This is a genomic window from Chloroflexus sp. (assembly GCF_056331925.1).
This window is the reverse complement of sequence record NZ_JBWGQH010000014.1, coordinates 49,555-74,006: the sequence shown is the minus strand read 5'-3', so window position 1 is coordinate 74,006 and position 24,452 is coordinate 49,555. Positions and strand designations below refer to the sequence as shown.

Below are 24,452 nucleotides of genomic sequence, written 5' to 3'. Positions count from 1 at the left end.
AATGATAGAGATCGAGCGTCTCTGGGCGCGGCTGAATCCGCTCACCTCGCCCTTTACGCTGATTGACATTCTGCTGGTCGCAGGATTTTTCTATTGGCTGTTGGGCATTGTGCGCGGGACACGCGCCGTCCAATTGCTACGTGGGGTTGGGATTTTACTCGTGATTGCGTTGGTGATGCCCTCGATCGCGAGTGATCGATTAACCCTGCTCAACTGGTTAGTTGTCAATATCATTTCACCAGCCTTGATCGTTGCCATACCGGTCCTCTTTCAACCCGAATTACGTCGGGCATTAGAAAGTCTTGGCCGTTCGAGTGATCTGTTTGGCCGACCATTTGGGGGCGCGAACCGCTCAGAATTGCTCGAAACGATCACCGTTATCAGTCGGGCTGCTGCTCAGCTCTCGCAGCAAGGGGTGGGCGCATTGATGGTGATCGAGCGACGAACACAGTTACAGGAGTTCGCCGACCGTGGCGTTATTCTTGATTCGCGGATTTCGACCCCGCTCCTACTCAATATTTTTTACCCTAACTCACCGCTACACGACATGGCCGTGATTATTCGCGGCAACCGCATTTTGGCTGCTAATGTTGTGCTCCCGTTGAGTGAAGATATTTCCGGGCCACGACGGTACGGTACTCGTCATCGTGCGGCAAAAGGCATTACCGAGCAGACTGATGCTATTGCAGTGGTGGTGTCAGAAGAAACCGGCGCTATCTCGCTGGTCAGTGATGGCCGGATGGTGAGTTACCTGACCGAGTCACGTCTGCGGACGATGCTGGCCGATCTGATGCAGATACCGCTTGAGTCGAACACGAAGAGGGCAGTATGAATGGCGTGCACTCGATTGTCTTGCGCGCTGTATTGGCGTTTGGCTTGAGTTTTGCCCTCTGGTCATTTGTCTCGTTTAGTGAGAACCCAGAAGAGACGGCACGGTTTGAAGATCTGACCTTACAGGTTGTGGGGTTACGCGATGATTTGATCATCGTGGATGCTAACGGTATACCGACCACTACCTTCCCCAATGTTGATGTAACCCTGCGCACCGACCGTCGTCAACGCTCGGAACTACGCCCGGTTGATATTCGAGTCGTGGCCGATCTGAGTGGGCTTGGCCCTGGCGATCATGTCGTACCACTGAATGTACAACCGACGCGCAGCAATCTCTCCTTTAGTGTGCCGGCCAATGGGGTTGAGCCACCGACGATTGATATTCGGCTAGAACCGCTCGTGACGTTAACGGTACCGATTAGGCTCGAGATAGTCGGCTCCCCACCATTCAGCTTTGAACGTGGGACACCGGAATTGCGATCAAATGGCGAGCTGATCACCAATGTGTCGGTCAGTGGCCCACAGAGCCGCGTGATCCGGGTGAGTGCAGCACGAACGGTAGCCAATATTAATCAGCTTCGAGCAACGTATAATGCACCGCTCACCCTGACACCAATTGATGCGAATAACCTACCGGTCGAGGGGGTGCAGGTGAAACCGGCGTCTATTACTGTGATCATTCCGATCAATCCGGTGGTCGGTCTGCGGTTGGTGCCGGTATCGCCGATTATCATCGGCTCACCGGCACCGGGCTATCTCGTCAGTAATGTTGTTGTTGACCCACCACTGATCACGCTGACCGGTAGTTCTGGGCCGCTCGATGCGATTAATCTGTTGCAGACCGAAGCGATTGATATCAGTGATGCCCGTGAGACGGTTGTGCGGATTGTCCCCTTGATTATTCCGATCGGCACGTCACCTGCCCAAGGTGAGCCGAACGCAGTACAGGTGACGATCACCATTATGCCGATTCCTATGCCATTTCAGGCGCGGCTACCGGTTGAAGTGACGTTGAGTGGTCTGGGCGGCGATCTCCAAGCATCAGTCCGACCGAACGTAATTGAGATGACCTTCGCCGGGACGACCGATCAATTGACGGCATTAGCCGCAACTCCCCTCGTGGTACAGCTCGATCTTACCAACCTTGGTCCTGGCACGTACCAATTTGCCGTGCGACCGTTACTTCCCGGCGGTGTGAGCATCGTCGGTGATCCACCTGAGGTAACGGTGACGGTTGTGCCAATACCCACACCAACCCCTACCCCTGAACCAGAACCGTCGCCGGAGGTTGAGCCGACCCCGACCCCTGATGCAGGGTGAGCGATGATGGCCAGTGCATCTGCATTACAGCGGCATCGTGGCCGGAGACGCTTGCCGATGAGCGCGCACAATGCTGGTGGCAGTGATCATCAGAAAGACGATGATGCTCACCGCATTCATCATTCCGCCCCAACGCCGGAATTCGATCAACATGCATAGATCGCCAATCAATCGCAACGCTAACGACACGTGCAATAATCCGAGCGGTAGGTAACTCCAGCCGCTGAACCGGACTGGAACGCTGAGCAAAGCTGGAATGATGATCAGCGCGTGGCCGAAGATCATCGCAAAAACGAAGCCAACGAAAATGCTGTGCAAGATGGCGTCGTATAGCAAGCCGCCATAGACACCGCCGCTTAGCGCCATGAGCAAGCCGCCAATCGTGAGCCATGCGCTGCCTGAGAGCATGCAGGTTGCGCTGAAGCGGGGCAGGCCGGGACGGCGAATCGTGCGCCGGCCAATATCGTAGGCTAAGAGCCAGAGACCGCTTGCCAGCAGGCCAATGCCGGCAAGCCGCGTGCCGTTGGCGTAATCCGCTAGCGACCATCCCAACCCAAGCCAGAGCAGGCCAACGCTAAGGCTAAAGCTCCAGAAGGTATACGCCGGCAGGTGGCGGAGCCGCCCTAATTCGAGCCGTTCACCGAAGATGGTGAGGGTGAGAAAGCTGGCCCACCAGAGCGACGCGAGCGCTAACGGCTGCCCCATTAGCCAGAGCAGATTGCCGCCAAACCACGCCATCCCGCCGAGCGCCATGGTGACCACAAAGCGTACCGGTTGGCGCTTGAGCAGCAGTGCGAAGATTGCAAGCAGGCCAACGCTGCCGCCCGTGATGAGCAACGCGCCGATAATTGCTGGTAAGCCCATCAAAAGGCTGATTCCTCCCAACAATGTCAGCAGCGGCCCGGCAAAGGCCCATGGTCGCCCGATGGCGACTGCTCGCTCTAGCCCAATCACTGTGCCGAGCATTCCGCCTACGAAGAGCTGGCCATGAATCGCAGCCAGCGTGAGCGATGATAACGGCAGCGCCCATCCCATGCGAAGCAATCCAGCCCAAAGGGCGCTGGTCAGCATCATTATCACACCGGCGGCAAAACCGGCTCGGAAGACGTTGGTAGGCGATAGTATCATCATAGCACCTCGTCATCTCTATGCTTGCGTCGTGGCGCGATCGCCTGATACCCACTGTACAGCCGTTTTCACGCGCTCGCTGTGAACAAAGTCACAGCACAAGCAGGCTCGCTAGTCTACAGTAGCCATAGTGAAAGCACGCATCATCAAGGCAGGATGGCGATGATGGCAAACATAGCGCGTTGGCGGGCGATATTGGTGGTCGGCATTCTAGGGGGGCTGCTGCCATGGGTGACGCTAGCAGCGCCTTCGCCAGTGCTCGATGATGGGTGGGGCGGCGACTATCAGCTCATTCGCGTTGGCGCCGGCGGCGATTACGCACAGCTCGGCGCTGCGTTGGCAGCGGCCCATCCCGGCATGGTGATTGAGGTCTTGCCCGGCGTGCAACAGGGGCAATGGACGATCGACCGTCCGCTGGTATTGCGTGGCCGGCATGGCGCGGTGCTTGATGGCGGTGAGGCGGGTTCCACGCTCACCATTACCGCGCCGGGAGTGACAGTGCAGGGCCTCAGTTTTCAGCGCAGTGGTTTGAAACCGATTGATGCGGCGATTCTGGTGCGCGCAGCGGCAGTAATGATCAGTGGTAATCGCTTCGAGCGTTTTGTGCGCGGGGTCGTGGTTGATAATGGCGCGAATGTGATGGTGACCAACAATACCTTCATCGGTGCGCTGGACGATATGCCGCGCGAGCACAGCATTGGGGTTGCCTTGCTAAATGCACCCAGTGTGAGGGTTGAATTAAACACGATCTTGGCGGTGCAGATCGGCATTGCTATCGACAACGCGCCGCGTGGTGTGGTGCGCGGTAATGTGGTGAGCCGGAGCGAGACCGGCATCGTCTCGCCGCTCATTGCAGGCGCTGCAACAATCCTTGGCGTCACCGCTACCTTCTTCAGCGCAGCCCTCTGTTTGCCGTCAGCCAGTGATGTGCTGATCGACCGCAATACGTTGACTGAGAATGTCACTGGCATCAAATTGGCTGGCAGCGCGCGAGTGACGGTGCAAGGCAATTTGATCGAGGGCCAGCGTGGCGATGGCTTGCTCGTACATAATAGTGCTGGCCTGATCGTGCAGGATAATCGGTTTGAGCGCAATGCCCGCGCTATCACCGTTGGCGGCAGCGGGGCGCTGACGGCGCAGCGCAACCGGTTTGCTAATCACGAAACACTGCTAGCGCTGCTGACCGGTGATGCAGCAGTTACGCTGCGCGGCAATGATATCGTACACTACCGCGTGCTACTAGCCAGCGAACCGCAAGCGCCGGTGGTCGTGTGGGCCGGCAACTATTGGCAACGCGGCTGGCCGGCTGATTGGTGGCTGGGGATGCAACTCTGGCGGCACGATCGCAATCGTGATGGGTTTGCCGATCAGCCACTTATGTTTGATGGAGTCATCGACCAATATCCGGCGCTGAGGCCGAACATTGGTGTACAACCGGCTTCAATGCCGGCAACCAACCCGGCATTATGGCTAGTGGCGCTGGTTGCAGGGGGATTGTTGGCAGGTGTTCTGATCCGGCAGCGGAAAGGATAGCGGTAATGGCATTTTCACCGGAACATGTGATCGACATAGCCGAAGCGGTGCGCTCAGCACGCCATGACGGCGCGATTTGGAGCGTGAATAGTGAGCAGATGAACGTGAATCTGATGCGGCTGCGCACCGGTGCAACGATTCCCGAACACGTCAATGCCGAGCTTGACGTGTTGTTAGCCGTGTATGAAGGCGAGGGCGAATTGATCGTCAATGGCGAGGCAATTGCACTCGGTCCCGGCGTGGCGGTGGTGGTACCGCGCAATGCGCAGCGCATGCTGCGTTGCTTGCGCGGGCCGTTGGTCTTTTTGACCGCGCACCGCCAACGCGGGGGCCTGATGCCGCGGTAATTGATCGAAACTGGCGGGTGCAGCACGCAGCACCCGCCAGTGCGTAACACTGCAATCGATCACCCCATCGGATCAATGAGCGTTGGCGCGGCGCCGTTGCCATTCCCGTTCTCATCGGGATCTTCCACCGAGAGGGCAGCGACACGATCACCAGAAGCGACGTTCACCACCGTCACGCCTTGGGTCGCCCGACCCAAGCGCGAGATCTCGCTGGCGCTGGTACGCATCACCATCCCGCCGGTGGTGATGAACGTGAGCAGCGAATGCTCATGCACAACCGCGGCGGCAGCGACTTCATCGGTTTCGTTGCGCAGCTTAATCGTGATCACACCACCGGTCGCCCGTCCTTTCACCGGGTACTCGCTGAGCGCGGTGCGCTTGCCAATGCCGCGGGCGGTGACGACGAGCAGATCGGCACCTTCTTCGGCTAAATCCATACTCACCACCCGGTCGCCCTCGGCTAAATTGATCCCGATCACGCCGGTAGCCGGTCGTCCCATCGGACGCACCTCGCTCTGCGCGAAGCGCAGGGTCTGACCACGAGCAGTGGTCAGCAAGATATCTTCGTGACCGTGACTAACTCGCACCCAACCGAGCACATCACCCTCTTCCAGGCCAATCGCAATCAACCCATTCGAGCGCACTTGGCTATACTCGCGCAGTTGGGTGCGCTTCATCTTGCCGCGCACCGTCGCCATCACCAGATACTCGGCGTCGAATTCGCGCACGGCCAGCATCGAGGTCACTTGTTCACCCGGTTCAAGCGACACAAGGTTAACCAACGGTAAGCCTTTGGCCGTGCGCGAGCTGTCGGGTACTTCGTGGGCTTTGATCTGGTAGACCTTGCCGCGGTCGGTGAAGAAGAGCAGATTATCGAGCGAATTGCAGGTCAGCAAGTGGCGGACAATATCCTGCTCACGAGTGAGCATGCCCTTAATGCCGCGCCCGCCGCGGCGCTGAGTGCGGTAGGCATCGGGCAATTGGCGCTTGATGTAGCCGCGGTCGGTGAGGGTAATCATCACCCGCACATCAGGGATCAGATCCTCGTCGCTGACCTCGCCGGTGACATCGGGAATAATGCGGGTGCGGCGCGGGTCGCCGTACTTGTCCTTCAGACGGCTCAAGTCTTCTTTGATCAGATGCAGCACCTTGCGCGGATTAGCCAGAATATCTTCGAGTTCGGCGATCAGCTTAATCACCTCGCGATATTCTTCCTCGATCTTCTGCCGTTCGAGAGCAGCCAATCGGCGCAGTTGGAGTTCGAGAATTGCCTGTGCTTGCCGTTCGGTGAGCGAAAAATTGCGCATCAAGTTATTGCGTGCGCTCTCGGCGGTGCGCGAATCGCGGATGGTCTGGATCACCGCATCGAGATTATCGAGCGCGATCTTGAGACCTTCAAGGATATGGGCACGTTCACGGGCGCGGGCCAAATCGAACTCGGTGCGGCGACGAATAACCTCTTGGCGATGGTTGATATACTCTTGCAGCAATCGCTTGAGCGTCAAAACGCGCGGCTGGCGGCCATGCTCGACCAGCGCCAGCATATTGATGCCGAAGGTGGTTTGCATCTGCGTATGCTTGTAGAGCGCGTTAAGCACCTTCTTGGGCTGAGCGTCTTGTTTCAGCAAGATGACCAACCGCATCCCGTTGCGGTCGCTCTCGTCGCGCACATCGCGAATGCCTTCGATCTTACGATCTTTGACCAACTCGGCGATCCGCTCTTGGAGCCGAGCTTTGTTCACTTGGTACGGCAGTTCGGTAACGACGATCATATACGCACCCCGCCCGGCTTCCTCGATGTGGGTCTTGGCTCGCAGCGTGATCTGGCCGCGTCCGGTGCTGTAAGCAGCCAAAATACCCTCCGTGCCCAAAATCAGTCCGGCGGTGGGAAAATCGGGACCGGGAATAATTTCCATCAGCTCTTCGACGGTAGCCTCTGGATGATCGATCAGATAGCTAATGGCATCACACAACTCGCCGAGGTTGTGGGGCGGAATATTGGTCGCCATGCCAACGGCGATACCGGACGCACCGTTGAGCAGCAGATTGGGTAAAATGGCTGGCAATACCACCGGCTCGCGATAACTGCCGTCGAAATTATCCCGAAAGTCGACCGTATCTTTATCAATTTCACTCAGCAATTCTTCAGCAATTGGGGCGAGACGCGCTTCGGTATACCGCATTGCTGCCGGTGGATCGCCGTCAATTGAACCAAAGTTACCTTGCCCATCAATGAGCGGGTAGCGCATACTCCACGGCTGCGCCATGCGGGCCAGTGCATCGTAGACGGCGCTGTCGCCGTGCGGGTGCATCTTGCCGAGCACGTCGCCGACGATACGGGCGCTCTTCTTGTAGGGCTGGTTGCTGCGGAAGCCCATGTCCCACATCCCGTACAGGATGCGCCGCTGCACCGGTTTGAGCCCGTCACGTGCATCGGGGAGGGCACGTGAGACGATTACGCTCATCGCGTAACTGAGGTAGGCCGTCCGCATCTCGTTGGTGATGCTGACGGGACGGACGATACCGATTTCCATTGGTTACTCCATTATCGGGTTTTAGCGCATCATAATGCGATGTTTGCCATCTGATATTATACCCTATCCGAGTGGTTTTGTCGAATACTGTTGAAAACATGTTCTAGAGCAGCAGCTATGCTACAATTCAAACAGTACCTACTATCGAAAGGAGGGAGCATGAGCACCGATGCCCGCCCACTCAACCGGCTCGCCGGAGAAGCCAGTCCATATTTACAACAGCACGCCGATAATCCGGTCGATTGGTATCCGTGGGGGGAAGAAGCACTCGAACGTGCGCGACGTGAAGATAAGCCACTGTTGGTGAGTATTGGCTACGCAGCCTGCCATTGGTGCCACGTGATGGCCCACGAGAGTTTTGCCAATCCAGAGATTGCAGCTATCCAAAACGAATATTTCATCAACATCAAAGTTGACCGCGAAGAGCGGCCCGACCTCGACAGCATCTACATGGCAGCGGCCCAGGCGCTCACCGGACGGGGCGGCTGGCCGCTCAACGTCTTTTGTCTTCCCGACGGGACACCGTTCTTCGCCGGTACTTATTTTCCACCTGATGCGAAGGCGAACCGGTATCGGATGCCGAGTTGGCGCCAGGTGTTACTCTCGATCGCCGAAGCCTATCGTACTCGACGCGACGATCTGACCGCTTCAGCCCAAGAGTTACTCAATCATATCAAACTGTTGGCTCAGCCACTGCCCGAAACGGCAACCATTGACGAGGCACTGCTGATGGAGGCTGCGGCCAAGCTTGAGCGTGAATTTGACCCTCAGTACGGCGGGTTCGGTGATGCGCCGAAGTTTCCGCAGCCGCTCGTGCTTGAATTTCTCTTACGAACCCACCTGCGAGGTCACGTGCAGGCTTTGCCGATGCTCCACCAAACCCTCGAACAGATGGCTCACGGTGGGATGTACGATCAGGTTGGGGGCGGCTTCCACCGCTATAGTGTTGATACGCGCTGGTTAGTACCCCACTTCGAGAAGATGCTCTACGATAACGCGCTGTTGGCCGAAGTTTATCATCTGGCCGCCCTCGTCACCGGTGATCCGTTCCTTGCCCAGATCGCCGACGAAACGTTTGCCTATCTGCTGCGCGATCTGCACCATCCCGAAGGTGCATTTTTTAGCAGCGAAGATGCCGATAGCTTACCGGTACCCGGCGCCGCCCACGCCGAAGAGGGTGCGTTTTATGTCTGGACACCGGACGAATTGCGGTTGGCGCTAGGCGACGATGCGACAATCGTCGGTGCTTACTATGGGGTAACGCGGCAGGGCAACTTTGAGGGTAAGTCGATTTTGTATGTGCCACGCTCGGCGTCGGCAGTCGCGGCAAGGCTCGGAGTGCCGGTTGAGCGAGTTACCGAGACAGTTGAACGTGCGCGACCGATTCTGCGTGCATTCCGTGAGCAGCGTCCACGCCCTTTCCGTGATGAAAAGATTATTACCGCATGGAATGCACTGGCGATCAGAGCATTGGCGACGGCGAGCGCGCGGGTGCCAGAATATTTGTCCGCTGCCCGCCGGTGCGCCGATTTTCTTCTGGCAAACCTGCGTCGCGCTGATGGTCGGTTGTTGCGCAGTTGGAAGGATGGTCGGCCCGGCCCGGCCGGTTTTCTCGATGATTATGCGCTACTCTGCGATGCACTGCTCGAATTGCACGCTGCTGGTGGTGAGACGTACTATTTGGCAACAGCCATCGAGTTGGCCGAGGCGATGCTTGATCTATTCTGGGATGCACAGTCGTGGATGTTTTTTGATACCGGGCGCGATCAGCCGGCATTGGTGACTCGTCCGCGCGATCTCAGCGATAATGCCACACCGTCGGGTACGTCGGCAGCAACGATGGCGTTGTTGCGATTGCATGCACTGACCGGCAATGATCTATACGCTACGCGGGCCGAGCAGGTGTTGCAACAAGTAGCACCGATGTTGATCCGTTTTCCGCTTGGCTTCGGTCGCATGTTGTGTGCTGCCGATCTGATGATCGGGCCGACTCGCGAATTGGCCATTATCGGTCCCTCCGGCCATCCGACGACTCAAGCCCTATTGGCGGTGGCCCGCGCTGCCTATCGGCCCCGACTGGTGATCGCCCACGCCGAACCCGGCGATCCGATCGCTGAACAGGTGGCATTACTCGCCGGACGCACGTTGATCGATGGTCAACCAACAGCCTATCTCTGTGAGCGGTTTGCTTGCCGGTTGCCGGTCACGACACCCGAAGCGTTGCTGGAACAGTTGGGGTGACGGGACGGGATGCAGAGACGCAACGTTGCCAACGAACACCACGGATCGGCGAAACCCTGGTATGATTTGCAAGTATAGTTGCGTCTCTGTTGTACATCGGCGATATGCACATCCTACACGTTGTCCAACTCTACTGGCCTGCTCCTAGTGGGGCAGCCCGCTACTTTCAAGAGATCGGCGCCCGCCTCGTCGCCGAAGGTCATCGGGTAACGGTACTGACGACCGATGCCTTTGACCTTGAACACCTTTGGATGCCCGGCAAACGACGGATTACCGAGCCGTTCGGTGAACACGATGGGGTGCAAATCAGACGACTAGCGATCCGCCGACTACCCGGTCCGGCGCTCCTCTACCCGATCATCCGTCGGCTGATGGTCGAAGTGGGCCGCTTGGGCCGACCAAGCGTGTCAATCTTGCGCCGGTTCGCTATGCTCACTCCACAGATCCCCGATCTCATCACAACCCTCGCCGATCCGGCACTGTCCGATGTCACCGTCGTTCACACCACCAACATCACCCTCGACTTTGCCCTGATTCCGGTGGCATGCTGGACCCAACAACACGGCCTACGCCACATCTGCACACCATTCGTGCATGTCGGTGAACCGGGGAGTGAGCAAATTGTTCGCTACTACGCGATGCCACACCAGATCGATCTGCTCCGACGGGCAACGTATATAGCGACCATGACCGAGATTGAACGAGCGTACCTGATGCGGCGTGGTCTTCCCGCTGCTCAGATCGTCACCATCGGTGCAGGAGTAACGCCCGCCGAAGTTACCGGTGGCGATGGACGGCGTTTTCGAGCCACCCAGCAGATTAATGGGCCGATGGTGCTGAGTTTGGGTGTGGCTGCGTTCGACAAAGGCGCTATCCATACGTTAGCGGCGATGCGACGGTTATGGGCACAAGGAAGTGACGCAGTATGGGTGCAATGTGGACCGGCGTTCGGTGGTTTTGCCGAAGCAGTAGCGGCCCTGACACCGTCCGAACGAACGCGCGTGCGGATTCTCGGCTACGTTGATGACGATACCCGCCGCGACGCACTCGCCGCTGCCGACGTGTATGTGCAGCCATCGCGCACCGACAGCTTTGGTATCACCTATCTCGAAGCGTGGTGCAACGGTGTGCCGGTGATCGGAGCGCGGGCCGGTGGTGTACCGGCGGTAATCCGGCACGGGGTTGATGGCTGGTTGGTGCCATTTGGAAACGTACCGGCGATTGCTGAGGCCATCGACCGTCTCCTGCGTGATCGCACGTTGGCGAGAGCAATGGGCGCTGCCGGACGAGCACGTGTTTGGCGTGAACTGACGTGGGATGCCGTTTACCAACGAATTCGCCCGCTATATGGCGAGCTTGGGTGAAGCGGTGAGGAAAAAAATCGTAACTCAATCAATTCCAAAGCGTGATAGGATGAATGCAAGCCGTCCTACTCCCACTCTGGTGAGAAAATACCACCGTGGTGATCCAATGATCTACCTTCCACCTCACACCACGCACGTCCCTGTTCCACGACTCAACTTTTGCCCAGAACCAACATAATGCGATCCTCCGTTGGGTACCTTGGATCGCCGGATTCTTTACCGGCTTCGTGACCGACATATTACGATACTATATCTCAACTAACATCAACTACCACGCAACGATACTTGATCCATTTGCCGGTGTTGGAACAACCCTCGTTGAGGGATTACGGAACAGCTTCAATGGTATCGAGTTTGATATTAACCCCTGTGCTACCCTCGCGGCAAAAACAAAGTGTAGCGCTTTTCATGTTTATCTAGCTCGTGTAGCAGCGGCAACAGAAACGTCGGCGGTTGAAGCGCATCGCCGTACCGTATCCGTTGTTCGTATATTTTTAAATGGTGAGGAGATTAGGCATTGCCTGACGGCATCAATATCCAACCACCTGCGGGTTTTTATTCACGTCTCCCATTGTTTAGCCCGGCTGTTGAACGGAACGTGCGCTATTGTCCTGAACTCATTACCACCTTCCGTATGGCAGCGAGCGAATCTTCTCTGCGTGCGACTCATCCCGGAACGTATGTCCGCAGGTGTGGGAAGACGTTCGAGCATTCTACCGTACAATGACAATGCGCGAACTGAGTTTTCTCCAATTTGGCATACAATCGTAACCGGTTTTGGCAACCACGATCCCGGTAAAGGGCGGTACAATCAACAGCGTTCTCTATGGAACCCACTCCATCCCGGTTGTAGATGGGCGCAACATTTGCGATCAAACCGCAAAGACCACCAAGAACTGATCGAGGCCGTGAAACAAGTAGTTCAACAGGATATGTCATACCGCTGTGTTTATCCAACACTTATGCGATCATCGCGTGTTATTTCCATCAGAATACGATCGTAACGACGCCCATCTAGCATGATAGCTCCACGTAACCGGCCCACTTCGCGAAAGCCGGCCCGCACATAGGCCCGGTACGCCCGCTCGTTGAACGCATACACCCACAACGAGATGTTATAAAGGTTGAGATAGCGAAACCCGTAATCGACTAACAAACGAACCGCTTCACGTCCACAACCTTGCCCCCACACCGTTTTATCACCAATAGCGATGCCCAGTTCGGCAATGCCGTGGAGTAGGTTGATACGAAACAAACTACATGTGCCGATCAGCCGCTCACCGTCACGCAGTATTATCGCAAAAGTACGCCGATCGTCTTTGGCTATGGCGTTTGCATTAATCCACTGCTGTTCTTGTTCGAGGGTGTAACTGTACCCCTGTTGGCCTAACAGAGCAGTGAATTCCAGATCGGCAAACCACTGTGCCAGCAGTGGTGCATCATCGGCGAAGATATGGCTCAGAAAGACCCGCTCACCGGCTACAACGACCGGTCGCGTTTGTGGGTGGGCGTTCATCATCAACCCTTCCCTGGTATCGAACTACCCTTCCTCATCACTGTTCATCAACCGAACATAACTATCGTAGCGCTCAGGCGTGATTTCTCCCCGCTCGACCGCAGCGCGTACTGCACAGTTAGGTTCATGCAAATGGGTACAACCGGCAAAGTAGCAATCGCGGAGAAAGGGACGGAATTCGCGAAAACACCATGCCAAATCGCGCGCCGGCAGTTTCCACAACCCGATCTCACGAATGCCCGGTGTATCGGCGACATAGCCACCTCCCGGCATGGTAAGGGGAATGAGTTCGGCGACAGTCGTCGTATGGCGCCCTTTGGTGAGGCGCTCACTCACCTCACCGGTGCGCAAATTGAGACCGGGCTGGATCGCGTTGAGCAGGCTGCTTTTGCCAACTCCTGACTTACCGGTGACAACGCTAATCTTGCCGATGAGCCGATCGCGCAGGTCGGCAATCCCTTCGCCGCTGATGGTACTCGTATACACGACCGGGTAGCCGATCTGTTCATACGGTCTGAACAGCGACTCAGCGACTTCACGCCCGACGAGATCGATTTTGGTCGCCACAATGATTGCCGGTAGTTCGCTGTGTTCACAGATGACCAGATAGCGGTCGAGCATACGCGGGGTAAACTCCGGTTTAGCGCACGCAAAGACCAACAACACTTGATCGACGTTGGCAACGATGACGTCCTCTTTGTACGCGCCGCGTGAACCGGCAGCCCGCCGAGCCAACTGACTGCGCCGCGGCAAAACCGCCTCGATAGCACCTTGCCCATAACCGACCAAAACCACTTCAACCTGATCACCGATCACGACCAGGTCGGTTGCCTGACGCTCCTTTTTCAAGCGACCACGCAAGCGGCATTCGAGCAGACCTTGTTCGGTCAGTACCCAGAAAAAGCCACTCTGCGCCCGCAATACCGTTCCGATCAGACGGCCAGTCTTGGTCTCCGGCGCCGATACGGTTTGCTCGATCTCCACAGCGGCTGCTTTACGATTCATCAATGCGCACCTCCAGCCGATGTACTCCCAAGAGATCGAATGCCACACTAATAATCCGCTCGATCAACGACGGTGACGGCAGCTCTGCGGCGGTAGCCGCCTTCAGCGTCGTGTGCGCCGATCGCGGTTGCCCCGTTTTGGGCGGATGATACGTTAGCGAGCCGTCACGCTCTAGAATAATCATGATGGTTCCCTCCGCAACAATTGGTCGCGTTTGATGGACGGCGGTGGTGATAGCCTGATGATCTGTCATCGTTAGCAATCCTCGTTCTCAGTACCCGTCTGCCTCAGTGCCATTCGACTTCATTGTGCGGAGGGAATAAAAAGGCTGTGGTTGCTGACGCCACAGCCCAAATAAGTAACGGGCTGTAGGCGCTTAGCAGCTTCCCACAGCCCGTCGGTATCACAGGTTAGCCTGTTTAGCCTGTGCTGTGTGAAGCCTCTCCTGCATCAATGGAGTCGCACAGTACCATCACAACAATCGTTGGGGTTCTATCGCTGATGAGTGGCATGCGCTCCTCCTTTGACCAGAATAGACGTTAATGCTTGCTCGTGCAGCATAACACGCAGTTTCACGATTGTCAATGTGGGTTTCCTCAGTCTTTGGGCTGATCATAAGCCACGTGTTGCCACGAACAATTATCTCGTCGGTACGGAAATGGTGCTTTCGCGGTTCACGTTGCTGCACGTAGCCTTCCTGCTTCACCTGATACCGTTGCTATCACATGCTGCCACGTCTCGGCGGCAACGTTTCGCCCGCAGAGCAACACCACGACTCGCCGTCCTTGCAAATCGCCGATTTGGCCGGAGAGTAACGCTGCCAACGGCACAGCTCCACTCCCCTCGACAATGAGGTGATGCTCGACGAACAACCAATGCATTGCCTGCATAATTGCCGCTTCATCAACGCACACTACCTCATCGAGCACTTGCTGTAATATCGGCAACGTGATCGTATCAGCTTCCAACCCACCGGCCAACCCATCGGCTAATGTTGGTCCATCAGGTATCGGGACAACACGTCCGGCCCGTAAGGCTGCTGCCATTGCCGCGGACGCTGCCGCCTGGACTCCAATGATGCGCACCTGTGGATTGATAGCTTTTGCCCATAGACCAACACCGCTCGCCAGACCACCACCACCGACGGCGACGACCAACACCTCAACGTTGGGTAACGTTTCCCACACTTCTACCGCTAATGTGCCTTGCCCGGCAATGACCATCGGATCGTTGTAGGGTGAGATAAAATACCAACCATGCACTTTGGCCAGCCGTAATGCTTCAGCTTCAGCTTCATCGTAGCTTTGGCCGTGCAAGCGTAAATCTACCGGATAACGATACAACCCAGCGATCTTGGCCGGTGAAGCTGTCGCCGGCACAACTAGTGTAGCGGCATGGCCGGTCAGTGCTGATGCGTGGGCGACGCCAAGAGCATGGTTCCCGGCCGAACACGCAACCACATGCACATTGGGCGGTAACTGGCGTAGTACATTCGCGGCACCACGTAGTTTAAAACTACCGGTCACCTGCGCTAATTCAAGTTTGAGCCACACTTCAGCGCCTAACAACGTACTCAGTGGCCGACTCAACTCAAGTGGCGTAGGTTGGACAATACCGGCGATGTGTTGACGAGCTGTCAAGATGGCTACCGGCTTCACATCAATACGAGCTGTCATAGATTACTCTGCTTACGCATGCCCCCGGATCGGTTTAGGCCGATACGGCTCTTCTAATCGCTGAATTTCTTCCGGTGTGAGCTGGATTTCGAGGGCTGCGACTGCCTCTTCGAGCTGATACATCTTAGTTGCCCCGATAAGCGGTGCCGTCACTTCGGGTTTGTGGAGCAGCCATGCCAGCGCGATCTGGGCATTGCTCACCCCGCGCTCCCGAGCAATCTCACTCACCCGCTCGACAATTACATAATCGCTGGCATCGTACATCGCGTGCGAGATGGTATCTGAGCGACCACGCACCGTCGCAGCGCCGGTACCTTGTGGCCGATTACCGGCTAAGAAACCACGTGCCAGTGGACTCCATGGAATCACTGCTAGTCCCGCATCACGACATAGCGGGAGCATCTCACGCTCTTCTTCACGGTAGACGAGGTTGAGATGGTTTTGCATCGAAACGAACCGTGCCCAACCGCGTCGTTCTTGTATACATAAGGCCTTGGCTAATTGCCACGCAAACATACTCGATGCACCGATATAGAGAGCTTTTCCGGCGCGCACAACATCGTTCAGCGCTTCCAGCGTCTCTTCAATGGGTGTTTCGTAATCCCAGCGATGAATCTGGTACAGATCGACATAATCCATCCCTAATCGGTGCAGAGAGGCGTCAATTGCCTGCATAATATGTTTGCGGGAAAGACCGCGATCGTTCGGGCGATCGCTCATCGGCTGATAAACTTTGGTTGCAATAACCAACTCATCGCGACGTACCCCAGAATCGCGGATGGCACGACCGAGAATTTCTTCACTCATCCCCAGCGAGTACATATCGGCAGTATCGAAAAAGTTGATCCCCAATTCTAAGGCGCGAAAGATAAATGGACGACTAGCGGCTTCATCGAGCACCCATTCGCGCCATGTCGGCGAACCATAGCTCATACAGCCGAGACAGATCCGCGAGACGTGCATACCGGTTGTGCCGAAGCGGGTGTATTGCATAGTTCCTCCTATTGGCAATGTTCGGTGATATGTCTATCATAGCAAACATTGATGAATCCGGTGTTGCGTAATGTAATCTTCCGGGCGCAGCACTGCCGTGCGGTCCTGGGGCAGCACCGTTGGGCGCAGCACTGCCGTGCGGTCCTGGGGCAGCACCGTTGGGCGCAGCACTGCCGTGCGGTCCTGGGGCAGCACCGCCGGGCGTAGCACTGCCGGGCGCAGCACTGCCGGGCGCAGCACTGCCGTGCTGCGCTACTTGACCGTATGGTAGGCGCGTGATAGAGTCAACGTACTATGGTAACTGTTACAGTTCATTCAGGTCGGGAACGACCGATCATTCAACGACATCCTTGGGTATTTTCCGGCGCTATCGCCAGTGTGCGCGGTAATCCTGCCCCCGGCGAGGTAGTCGAGGTATACAGTCAAGACGGCAGTTGGTTGGCACGTGGGTTCTGGAGCAGTAGCTCGCAGTTGCGAGTACGTCTCGCAACATGGGACGCTACCCAGCCTCTCGATGAGACGTGGCTGCGTGACACAATTGCCCGCGCTGTGAGTGGCCGGGAGCGCTGGTTAATCGATCCGGCGATCGCTTGCCGCCTCGTCTTTAGTGAGTCGGATGGATTGCCCGGCCTGATTATTGACCGGTATGGTTGCTACCTGGTCATTCAATTGCTTACCCAAGCTATGGCAGTACGTGCTGAGCAGGTTGTGGCCGCACTCGTTGATCTGTTAGCCCCCCGCGGGATTTACGAACGTAGCGATGCGGATGTGCGCGAAAAGGAAGATTTACCAATAGTCGCCGGGTTGCGTTGGGGCGAACAACCACCGCGCATGCCGATATGTCCAATTAGTGCCCTTGGTCAGATGGCAACCGGTCTACGCATGTTTGCTGATGTGACAACCGGCCAAAAGACTGGGATTTATCTCGATCAAGCAATTAATCACGCACGGGTTGGTGCATACTGTAACGGAGCAGAAGTGCTCGACTGCTTTTCTTACGCTGGCGGCTTTGCCCTAGCCGCTGCCCGTGCCGGGGCGTGTCGGATAACCCTCGTTGATGCTAGTGCCGATGCGCTGGCACTCGCCGGTGAAAATCTGCGCCTCAATAAACTCACTACTTCGGCAGAGTTTGTCGTCGGCGATGCTTTTCACATACTACGCCAGTACCGCAATGAACGGCGTCAATTTGATGTGGTGATCCTCGATCCGCCGAAGTTCGCTTATCAACAAACACATCTGCAACGGGCTACCCGCGGTTACAAAGATATCAACTTACAAGCATTGCACTTGATTCGACCGGGTGGCATTCTGGCGACGTTTAGCTGCTCTGGCCTTGTCTCTGCCGATCTCTTTCAGAAAGTCGTCTTTGGCGCGGCTGTTGATGCCGGGCGCGATGTCCAAATCCTTGAGCGGCTTACCCAAGCCCCCGATCATCCGGTCTTACTTAGCTTTCCTGAAGCTGAATATCTCAAAGGTTTTATCTGTCGAGTGTGGTAAACTAATGTCGCTTTGGTTGAACACAGAGTGAATATGAATTTCACAATCTTTGAAGATGGACACATCGCTAGCCCGACCGGTTTTCGTGCAACCGGTATCTCGGCTGGGCTGAAAGAGGGGAGCAAGGCGCGCGATCTGGCTCTCATCTATTCACTGCATCCGTGTCGTGCAGCAGCCCTCTTCACAACCAGTGTCTTCAAAGCGGCTCCCGTTTTTCTCAGCCAAGCGATTTTGTTACGTAACCACGATGCTATCCGTGCTGTGCTGATTAACGCCGGACATGCTAATGCTGGTACCGGTCAAGCCGGTCTGAATGATGCTATCGAGTGCGCCAAAATCACGGCTGATGAACTGGAGATACCACGCGACTCCGTTTTGCTTATGTCAACAGGATTGATAGGTGTGCCGTTGCCGATGCAGCGGATGCGCAACGGGATTCGGCGGGCAGTGAGCGAACTCGATAGTAACGGCGGTCGGCGTGCAGCCCTCGCCATTCTCACGACCGATACTCGTCCGAAAGAACGGGTCTTGCGTGTGTCATTGCGGAACGGTCCCCGTTTTACGCTCGCCGGTATGGCGAAGGGCACCCGTATGATCCACCCTCGCTTGGCAACGGTGCTGGTCATGATCACAACCGATCTCGCTATCAGTCAGCCCCTCTTGCAACGTGCCCTCCATCACAGTGTTGAGCGTTCGTTCAATCGACTGAATATCGACGGGGATCGTAGCCCCAATGATAGCGTGATAATGTTGGCCAACGGTGCTATCGATCATCCACCAATTACCGACTCGAGTACGTGGGAATATGGCGTATTTCAAGAAGCACTCGATTATCTCTGTGCCGATCTCGCCGGACAGATCGTGCGTGATGCCGCCGGTTCTGGTAAAGTAATAAAGGTAGTTGTACAGGGTGCATCTGACGGAGCAATGGCTCAGACCATTGCCAACGCTGTCGCACGTTCTGGTTCGGTGCGTGCTGCTTGCCGGCGTAATTCCTCCGATTGGGGTGCGTTATTGGCAGCAATTGGTGCAAGCGCTGTCGAACTACGACCCGATTTGCTCGATTTGCAAATCGGAACGGTACCGGTGATGACACGCGGTACACCGGTACCGTTCGACCCAACGACACTAGTACAAGCGATGTCTGGTCCAGAAGTTGAGTTGATAATCGACCTCAACCTCGGGCCGGCGGAAACGACCGTCTGGACCTGTACGTGGACGGATGGATGAACCATTATGGAACAGACTTTACCGTTATTTCCCCTCGGCACGCTCCTCTTCCCCGGTAGCTTGTTGAGTCTGCATATTTTTGAAGAGCGTTACCGACTGATGATCGGACGGTGTTTGGCGACCCAGCAGCCGTTTGGTATTGTGTTACTACGGCGTGGGCACGAGGTCATCGAAGGTCGCCGAATGGCAATTGCCCCCGAACCGTATGATGTCGGCACGGTTGCCGTGATTCAAGAGCATCTTCGCCTTGAAGATGGTCGTTACTTGCTCCAGGTTATCGGTCAGCAGCGCTTCCGGATCGTACAAATTGTTGAACAAACGCCTTATCTTGTGGCACAGGTTGAACTGCTATCGGATCACGTTGATGGGCAGACAATCGCTGCAGCCAATGAGTTACGCACTACCTACCAACGTTACTGGGAACGAGTCGCGACCATTACCGGTGCCGAGATCGATGTCGAACCATTGCCACTCGAACCGGTAAAGTTAAGTTATCTCCTCGCCGACCGTCTCCAAATCGATCCGGTCCAGAAGCAACGTTGGCTCGAAGCAAATGTCACCGAGCGTTTACGCAGTCTGAACAAAGCTCTCCGCACTGAATTAGCGATCTTGCCACGCGGACCACAGCGGTTTGATCCGCGCAATATGTTCGGAAGTTGGAATAGTCTGAATTAGTGCAACACGTATGATTATCGGTTCTTGTACTATCCACTTGCACATCGCCACTGCTCAATCGCTGAAAGAGAAACGTCAGGTGTTGCGCTCGCTCATCTCGCGTATCCGCAACGAGTTTAACGTGTCGGTTGCCGAAGTTGATGATCAGGATCGATGGCAGAGTGCGATCCTCGGTGTAGCGGTGGTTGCTACCGATCAGGTCCACGCGCAGCGTCAACTTGAAGCAGTGGTCAGTTTTATTGAACGGCAGCGTCCCGATTGCCCACTTCTGAATTACGCAATCGAAATGCTATAACGATAGTAGCTACCGCGCTCATCGCCGAACAAACAGACACACTATGACAGACGAGATCTATCCCTTTCCGCTGTTGGCGATGGTCGGTCAGACCGAACTTAAGACGGCGCTCATCCTTGGATTGATTAACCCCCAAATTGGTGGCATTCTGATAAGCGGTCCCTACGGTGTTGGTAAGACGACCGCAGTCCGCAGCCTCCTCGATCTTATGCCATTTGTCACGCGCGACGCAACCACAAGCGATGGCAAGCCCCTTATAGAACGGATGCGGTTGATCGAATTACCGCTCAATGCTCGACTTGAAGATGTTGTCGGGGGGATCAACGAGCGGATCGCACTTGAACAGCGGATCGTTCGGCTTGAAGAGGGAATTCTCGCCCGTGCGCACGGTAATGTTCTCTACGTCGATGAGATTAACCTGCTTGATCAGGCCGTGGTAGATGCCATCCTCGATGCTGCAGCACAGGGTCGTACCTTTGTACGCCGTGGCGCAATGATCCGACTCTTTCCCAGTCAGTTTATATTGATCGGGTCCATGAACCCAGAGGAGGGTGCATTACGCCCGCAAATCCTCGATCGCTTTGGTTTACGAGTATGGGTTGCCCCGGTTGCCGATCATCGTGCTCGGCTAGAAATCTACCGGCGGGCACGCGATTTTCGGAACGATCCGGCGGGATTCCGGCAAGTCTATGCTGCCCAGACCACGGCTCTCGCTGAAGAGATTATGATTGCGCGTGAGATACTGCCCCATGTGACGATTCCACCCGAATTGGAGGAACAGGCGCTGGCATTAGTACAGCGTTTACAAATTCCATCGCACCGCGCCGAAATTGCGCTGCTCGAGGGAGCAAGGGCACGCGCTGCCGCCGATTTTCGCAATACCGTTAATACCGAAGATATTCGGCGGATTGCACCGTTGGCGCTTACGTGGCGGCACAGTGACTGGTTTGAACGGCACACTGCCAATGTACACACCGAGCAGGCTACGATCAATGCAGCCCTTGATGAACTATTTCCGGTGAGTGAGACACCACGTCGGCCGGGGCGACGCAGCACGATGCGCCAGATAGAAGATTCGGCGATGGATAACCACTAGGAATCCAGCATGAAAACCGAGTGTTGATTACAATTCTGTAATAGCTTTACCTGCATCTTCAGGAAAACTATACACGACAATCCCTAAACGTTCGGCCACCTTCCGCGCTGCTGGGTCGACCATCGGCGAAATCACAATAAGTTGTTGCGCTGTTCGGCCATGGCGTTGTTGATACCAACGCGCTTTGCGTTCAAATAAATACATGTCAGCTTTGCTCATTGAAGATTTAATCTCACAAATAAGCAAAACACCATTTTTAATTATTAGATCGAGTTCAATTTGTTCAGGACGACCAAACACCTCACCGCTATCATCATACTCATTGACGTGAATCACCTCAAGCGGGAAGAAATCGGTCAAAATACCTCGAAGCGCACTTCGAAAAGATTGTTCGGAAGACAACCCCCAGCGAGCACCTAGTGCACCTATGGTCGAATCAAACCGACGATCAAGCACTTTCATTCCCTGGATAAGTTCACGAATCTCGCGCTGATTCTCTTCCCACCGCCGATCTTGCTCTTCCCACCGCCGATTTTGCTCCTCCCACTTTCGGTTTTGCTCGTCCCACAGTCGTACTTGTTCGTCCCACCGCCGATCTTGCTCTTCCCACCGCCGATTTTGCTCTTCCCATAACCGCATTTGTTCTGCCCAACGTCGTGACTGCTCTTCGCGATCACGACGTAGCTCTTCGAGAATTTGATCAAATCGACTCTCTGTTTCACGGCGGTCAGCAAAGTATTGTTGCGACAGCCGCAAAATTAAACGCTGCAACTCTGGATCACGCTCGAAGAGCGCCGGTAGTTCTTGCAAGATGAGTTCGCGTAGTTGTTCGCGATCAATCGTCATACAAGTTGCTCACACACGGGCCAGCAGAGAATGAACAGTCTAATTGATTATAGCATAGAGTTTCCTTGGGGAAGGGCTGATATTCCACCGGTAGAATGAGCCAGTGGTGGGGCGAATAGGGTGCGAGGGAGGAGGAGCGTGACCGTACCATCGTTTCAAGGGCACGCCATCGGTGCGGTGAGTGGGGCGGGTAGGGTGAACCCACCCGCGTCGCTGGGACTGACCATCATTAAGGTGCACAGAGCGGGTGGGGTCAACCCACCCGCATCTTGGTGTCACGCCATCGGCGGGGTAAGCGAAGCGAGTGGGCGTAACCCCCTTCTCGTTTTGCGCGCAGACCAGCGGCGGGTCGAGCCGGTGGTGTGAGGGGAACCCACCCGCGTCGCTGGGACTGACCATCATTAAGGTGCACAGAGCGGGTGGGGTCAACCCACCCGCATCTTGGTGTCACGCCATCGGCGGGGAGAGGATAGCCTGGAGGCGAGCGATGGCGCGACGTTGGAGGGCCTTAGTGGCCGAAAGGGAGAGACCGAGCTGACGTGCCGTATCAGCAAGCGAGCAGGTGTCGCGAAAGCGCAAGGTGAGCACGCGCCGGTAAGCAAGGGGCAGCGTGGCGATAGCTTGGTTAAGGGCGGCGTGGTCGGCGGCGTGGAGGCAGGTGATAGCGACATCGTCGTCAGCGGCGAAGTGCGCCGCGTCGGTCAGGGGGACGGTCCGCCCGGCGCGCCGGTGGGTATCGACGACCAGATCGTGCGCGAGCCGGAAGAGCCAGGCATCGATGGGCACACCCCGGTCGACAAAAGCCGGCGCGCGTTCGAGGAGACGCAGGAATAGGTCGTGGTGTAGGTCGCGCGCAAGGTCAGGGTCACGCAGGCGACGGGTGAAGTAGCCAAGGAGACGCGGGGCGTAGGTCGTGTAGAGCCAGCCGATGATCTGCGGGTCACGCTGTTGCAGTCCGGTCACGATGGTGTGATGTGCAGGGGATTGCATCTGTGTCTCCAAGTATAGGATTTGGGTAGTGCGAAACGGTACGATTTTTGCAAAACGTTAGTGGTACCGGAGTGGAAGATCCACCCCGGCTTGGAGTCTGAACAACATCTATTTGACACTTAGGCACTGCGCACGCGGATTGGGCGACGCACTGCATTCGGGTGCCAACAAGGATTTGCTGGGTCTAGCGGTTCGTCAGCTTCAGTATTTGGATGGTCGGAGTGAGGTGGTTGATCTGGCGGTGGTGGAGGCGGAGCTGATGCCGAAGGGCGGGGAATCAGACGGATGAGTGATAGAAGTAATGACATGATTGTCTCCTGATCACTTCAATGAAGAAACTGTCATTTATAATACCGCGCAACATCGCAAAAAGACTCGTTATCAAATGTATGACGGCAAAATTAGTACATTAGTTCGCAATACCAACCTAGACTATGTAGTGATTTAGATATTCTTCACCGTTGTTTCTCTGTTAAAGTAATGACCTAACCTCAATGGCGTACCAACGTACAAGAGGCGCGGTCGACCGCGCCTCTTGGTTCCATATCAGAGCGTATTGACTTGCTGCGTTGTGAATACCGGGCCGATCAACCAGCCTGACCAACACGTACCACCAATCGCCGCACCGGTGCCTCTTGCGCCATCCGCTGCGTCAACTGCCATGTCCCGAGGCAAAAAGCGAGTTGAGCCAACGTCTGCGCAATCTGCTCAAACCACTGAACGGCAATCGTCTGTGGAACGTTATTCGCCATCTGCGACATCCCGATAATAACCAGCACCACCACTACAAATCCGACTGCCAACCCACGCATATTACGTCGCCACGCACCAATTGCCAGTATCAGCAAGAAGGCTACGTTACCAATAGTTGCCAGCATAATGAGCGGCACCCGCCATGGCCCGCCATTGGCCGCGATAATCGCCGATCCACCCCCAAACAATGCAATGATGATAAGCGAAACGAGCCATGGCCAACGGATAGCAGATTGACCACGCAACTGTCGCGTATAACTATATACGGCGATGGCAATCAGGGTAAAACCGGGAGCAATCATGGGGAAGAGTGCTTGGCTAAACAAGGGAACATCGGTGCCATTGAGCGCCATCAACAGTTTCCACGTCGCCTTGAGCAAACCACCGACTGCCAAGAGACCAAGACCGGTAAACACCATCATCCCCAATCCACGATCGACTTGGTATACAGTGCGGGCAAGAAACCATACCCCGATCAGCGAAAAAATCACCGGGAGGTAATCCTCCAGCGCCAGTGCCAGCGAATATTCCATCTCCATCGCAAGCCTCCCGCGTTTGCTCTTGCTTGTCACGTGAGTTCAT

At 55.9% G+C, this 24,452-nt stretch carries 22 protein-coding genes; 12 read left to right on the top strand and 10 right to left on the bottom strand.

Going from position 1 to position 24,452, the window contains the following annotated elements:
- Position 1: 1 nt before the first annotated feature.
- Both cdaA and AC01ZF_RS09075 read left to right on the top strand, forming a co-directional pair.
- A complete protein-coding gene (cdaA, locus tag AC01ZF_RS09080) occupies positions 2-832 on the top strand; it encodes a diadenylate cyclase CdaA (RefSeq protein ID WP_424675689.1) in 831 nt (276 codons plus the stop codon).
- Positions 829-2,151, top strand: coding sequence for a CdaR family protein (locus tag AC01ZF_RS09075; protein ID WP_424675688.1), 1,323 nt, complete (start codon positions 829-831; stop codon positions 2,149-2,151). Before cdaA ends, AC01ZF_RS09075 begins: the two co-directional genes overlap by 4 nt.
- Positions 2,152-2,175: 24 nt before the next feature.
- Here AC01ZF_RS09075 and AC01ZF_RS09070 read toward each other — a convergent pair whose 3' ends face one another.
- Complete coding sequence (locus tag AC01ZF_RS09070) at positions 2,176-3,282, bottom strand: hypothetical protein (protein WP_476575303.1); 1,107 nt, start codon at positions 3,280-3,282, stop codon at positions 2,176-2,178.
- A gap of 159 nt (positions 3,283-3,441) precedes the next feature.
- Between AC01ZF_RS09070 and AC01ZF_RS09065 the strand changes: the two genes are divergently transcribed.
- Both AC01ZF_RS09065 and AC01ZF_RS09060 read left to right on the top strand, forming a co-directional pair.
- Positions 3,442-4,812, top strand: coding sequence for a right-handed parallel beta-helix repeat-containing protein (locus AC01ZF_RS09065; protein ID WP_476575302.1), 1,371 nt, complete (start codon positions 3,442-3,444; stop codon positions 4,810-4,812).
- Positions 4,813-4,817: 5 nt separating this feature from the next.
- Positions 4,818-5,159 (top strand): cupin domain-containing protein, encoded by a 342-nt coding sequence (locus tag AC01ZF_RS09060; RefSeq protein ID WP_424675685.1) that lies wholly within the window; start codon positions 4,818-4,820, stop codon positions 5,157-5,159.
- 59 nt (positions 5,160-5,218) lie between these two features.
- Here the strand turns inward: AC01ZF_RS09060 and gyrA are convergent, their stop codons facing one another.
- Positions 5,219-7,693, bottom strand: a complete 2,475-nt coding sequence (gene gyrA / locus AC01ZF_RS09055; protein WP_424675684.1) for a DNA gyrase subunit A — start codon at positions 7,691-7,693, stop codon at positions 5,219-5,221.
- 159 nt (positions 7,694-7,852) lie between these two features.
- On the opposite strand from gyrA, the gene AC01ZF_RS09050 reads away from it, so the two are divergent.
- The 3 genes from AC01ZF_RS09050 to AC01ZF_RS09040 all read left to right on the top strand — a co-directional run bounded on the left by AC01ZF_RS09050 (position 7,853) and on the right by AC01ZF_RS09040 (position 12,302).
- Positions 7,853-9,934 carry a thioredoxin domain-containing protein gene (locus AC01ZF_RS09050; protein ID WP_428112084.1) on the top strand — a complete coding sequence of 694 codons (2,082 nt, stop codon included), beginning with the start codon at positions 7,853-7,855 and terminating at the stop codon, positions 9,932-9,934.
- Positions 9,935-10,038: 104 nt separating this feature from the next.
- Positions 10,039-11,298, top strand: coding sequence for a glycosyltransferase family 4 protein (locus AC01ZF_RS09045; protein ID WP_424675682.1), 1,260 nt, complete (start codon positions 10,039-10,041; stop codon positions 11,296-11,298).
- A gap of 680 nt (positions 11,299-11,978) precedes the next feature.
- Positions 11,979-12,302, top strand: a complete 324-nt coding sequence (locus AC01ZF_RS09040; protein ID WP_424675710.1) for an Eco29kI family restriction endonuclease — start codon at positions 11,979-11,981, stop codon at positions 12,300-12,302.
- Here AC01ZF_RS09040 and AC01ZF_RS09035 read toward each other — a convergent pair.
- From AC01ZF_RS09035 to AC01ZF_RS09015, 5 genes are all read right to left on the bottom strand, one after another.
- On the bottom strand, positions 12,248-12,817 hold the full coding sequence (locus tag AC01ZF_RS09035) for a GNAT family N-acetyltransferase (RefSeq protein ID WP_476575301.1): 570 nt from the start codon (positions 12,815-12,817) through the stop codon (positions 12,248-12,250). The genes AC01ZF_RS09040 and AC01ZF_RS09035 overlap by 55 nt on opposite strands.
- Positions 12,818-12,838: 21 nt before the next feature.
- Positions 12,839-13,819: a ribosome small subunit-dependent GTPase A gene (rsgA, locus tag AC01ZF_RS09030; RefSeq protein WP_424675680.1), complete on the bottom strand. Its 981-nt coding sequence runs from the start codon at positions 13,817-13,819 to the stop codon at positions 12,839-12,841.
- Positions 13,809-14,072, bottom strand: a complete 264-nt coding sequence (locus AC01ZF_RS09025; protein ID WP_424675679.1) for a hypothetical protein — start codon at positions 14,070-14,072, stop codon at positions 13,809-13,811. Before AC01ZF_RS09025 ends, rsgA begins: the two co-directional genes overlap by 11 nt.
- Positions 14,073-14,493: 421 nt before the next feature.
- Positions 14,494-15,495 (bottom strand): threonine ammonia-lyase, encoded by a 1,002-nt coding sequence (locus tag AC01ZF_RS09020; RefSeq protein ID WP_424675678.1) that lies wholly within the window; start codon positions 15,493-15,495, stop codon positions 14,494-14,496.
- Between the two features lie 12 nt (positions 15,496-15,507).
- Complete coding sequence (locus tag AC01ZF_RS09015) at positions 15,508-16,488, bottom strand: aldo/keto reductase (protein ID WP_424675677.1); 981 nt, start codon at positions 16,486-16,488, stop codon at positions 15,508-15,510.
- Between the two features lie 294 nt (positions 16,489-16,782).
- Here AC01ZF_RS09015 and AC01ZF_RS09010 point away from each other — a divergent pair, with 294 nt between their 5' ends.
- From AC01ZF_RS09010 to AC01ZF_RS08990, 5 genes are read left to right on the top strand one after another with little or no spacing between them, the layout of a single operon-like run.
- Positions 16,783-17,985 carry a class I SAM-dependent rRNA methyltransferase gene (locus AC01ZF_RS09010; protein ID WP_424677539.1) on the top strand — a complete coding sequence of 401 codons (1,203 nt, stop codon included), beginning with the start codon at positions 16,783-16,785 and terminating at the stop codon, positions 17,983-17,985.
- A 33-nt stretch (positions 17,986-18,018) separates the two neighbouring features.
- The gene (gene argJ, locus AC01ZF_RS09005) at positions 18,019-19,215 is read left to right on the top strand and encodes a bifunctional glutamate N-acetyltransferase/amino-acid acetyltransferase ArgJ (RefSeq protein ID WP_424677538.1); all 1,197 of its coding nucleotides are present in this window, start codon (positions 18,019-18,021) and stop codon (positions 19,213-19,215) included.
- A gap of 6 nt (positions 19,216-19,221) precedes the next feature.
- A complete protein-coding gene (locus AC01ZF_RS09000) occupies positions 19,222-19,890 on the top strand; it encodes an LON peptidase substrate-binding domain-containing protein (protein ID WP_428112094.1) in 669 nt (222 codons plus the stop codon).
- A 10-nt stretch (positions 19,891-19,900) separates the two neighbouring features.
- A complete protein-coding gene (locus tag AC01ZF_RS08995) occupies positions 19,901-20,185 on the top strand; it encodes a DUF503 domain-containing protein (RefSeq protein WP_015941057.1) in 285 nt (94 codons plus the stop codon).
- A gap of 43 nt (positions 20,186-20,228) precedes the next feature.
- Complete coding sequence (locus tag AC01ZF_RS08990) at positions 20,229-21,281, top strand: magnesium chelatase ATPase subunit I (RefSeq protein ID WP_476575300.1); 1,053 nt, start codon at positions 20,229-20,231, stop codon at positions 21,279-21,281.
- 27 nt (positions 21,282-21,308) lie between these two features.
- On the opposite strand, the gene AC01ZF_RS08985 is transcribed toward AC01ZF_RS08990, so the two are convergent.
- The 3 genes from AC01ZF_RS08985 to AC01ZF_RS08975 form a co-directional block, all read right to left on the bottom strand.
- Positions 21,309-22,127 carry a PD-(D/E)XK nuclease family protein gene (locus AC01ZF_RS08985; protein ID WP_424677535.1) on the bottom strand — a complete coding sequence of 273 codons (819 nt, stop codon included), beginning with the start codon at positions 22,125-22,127 and terminating at the stop codon, positions 21,309-21,311.
- A gap of 447 nt (positions 22,128-22,574) precedes the next feature.
- Positions 22,575-23,117, bottom strand: coding sequence for an RNA polymerase sigma factor (locus tag AC01ZF_RS08980; protein WP_428132119.1), 543 nt, complete (start codon positions 23,115-23,117; stop codon positions 22,575-22,577).
- Between the two features lie 587 nt (positions 23,118-23,704).
- Positions 23,705-24,409 carry a hypothetical protein gene (locus AC01ZF_RS08975; protein ID WP_476575299.1) on the bottom strand — a complete coding sequence of 235 codons (705 nt, stop codon included), beginning with the start codon at positions 24,407-24,409 and terminating at the stop codon, positions 23,705-23,707.
- Positions 24,410-24,452: the final 43 nt, after the last annotated feature.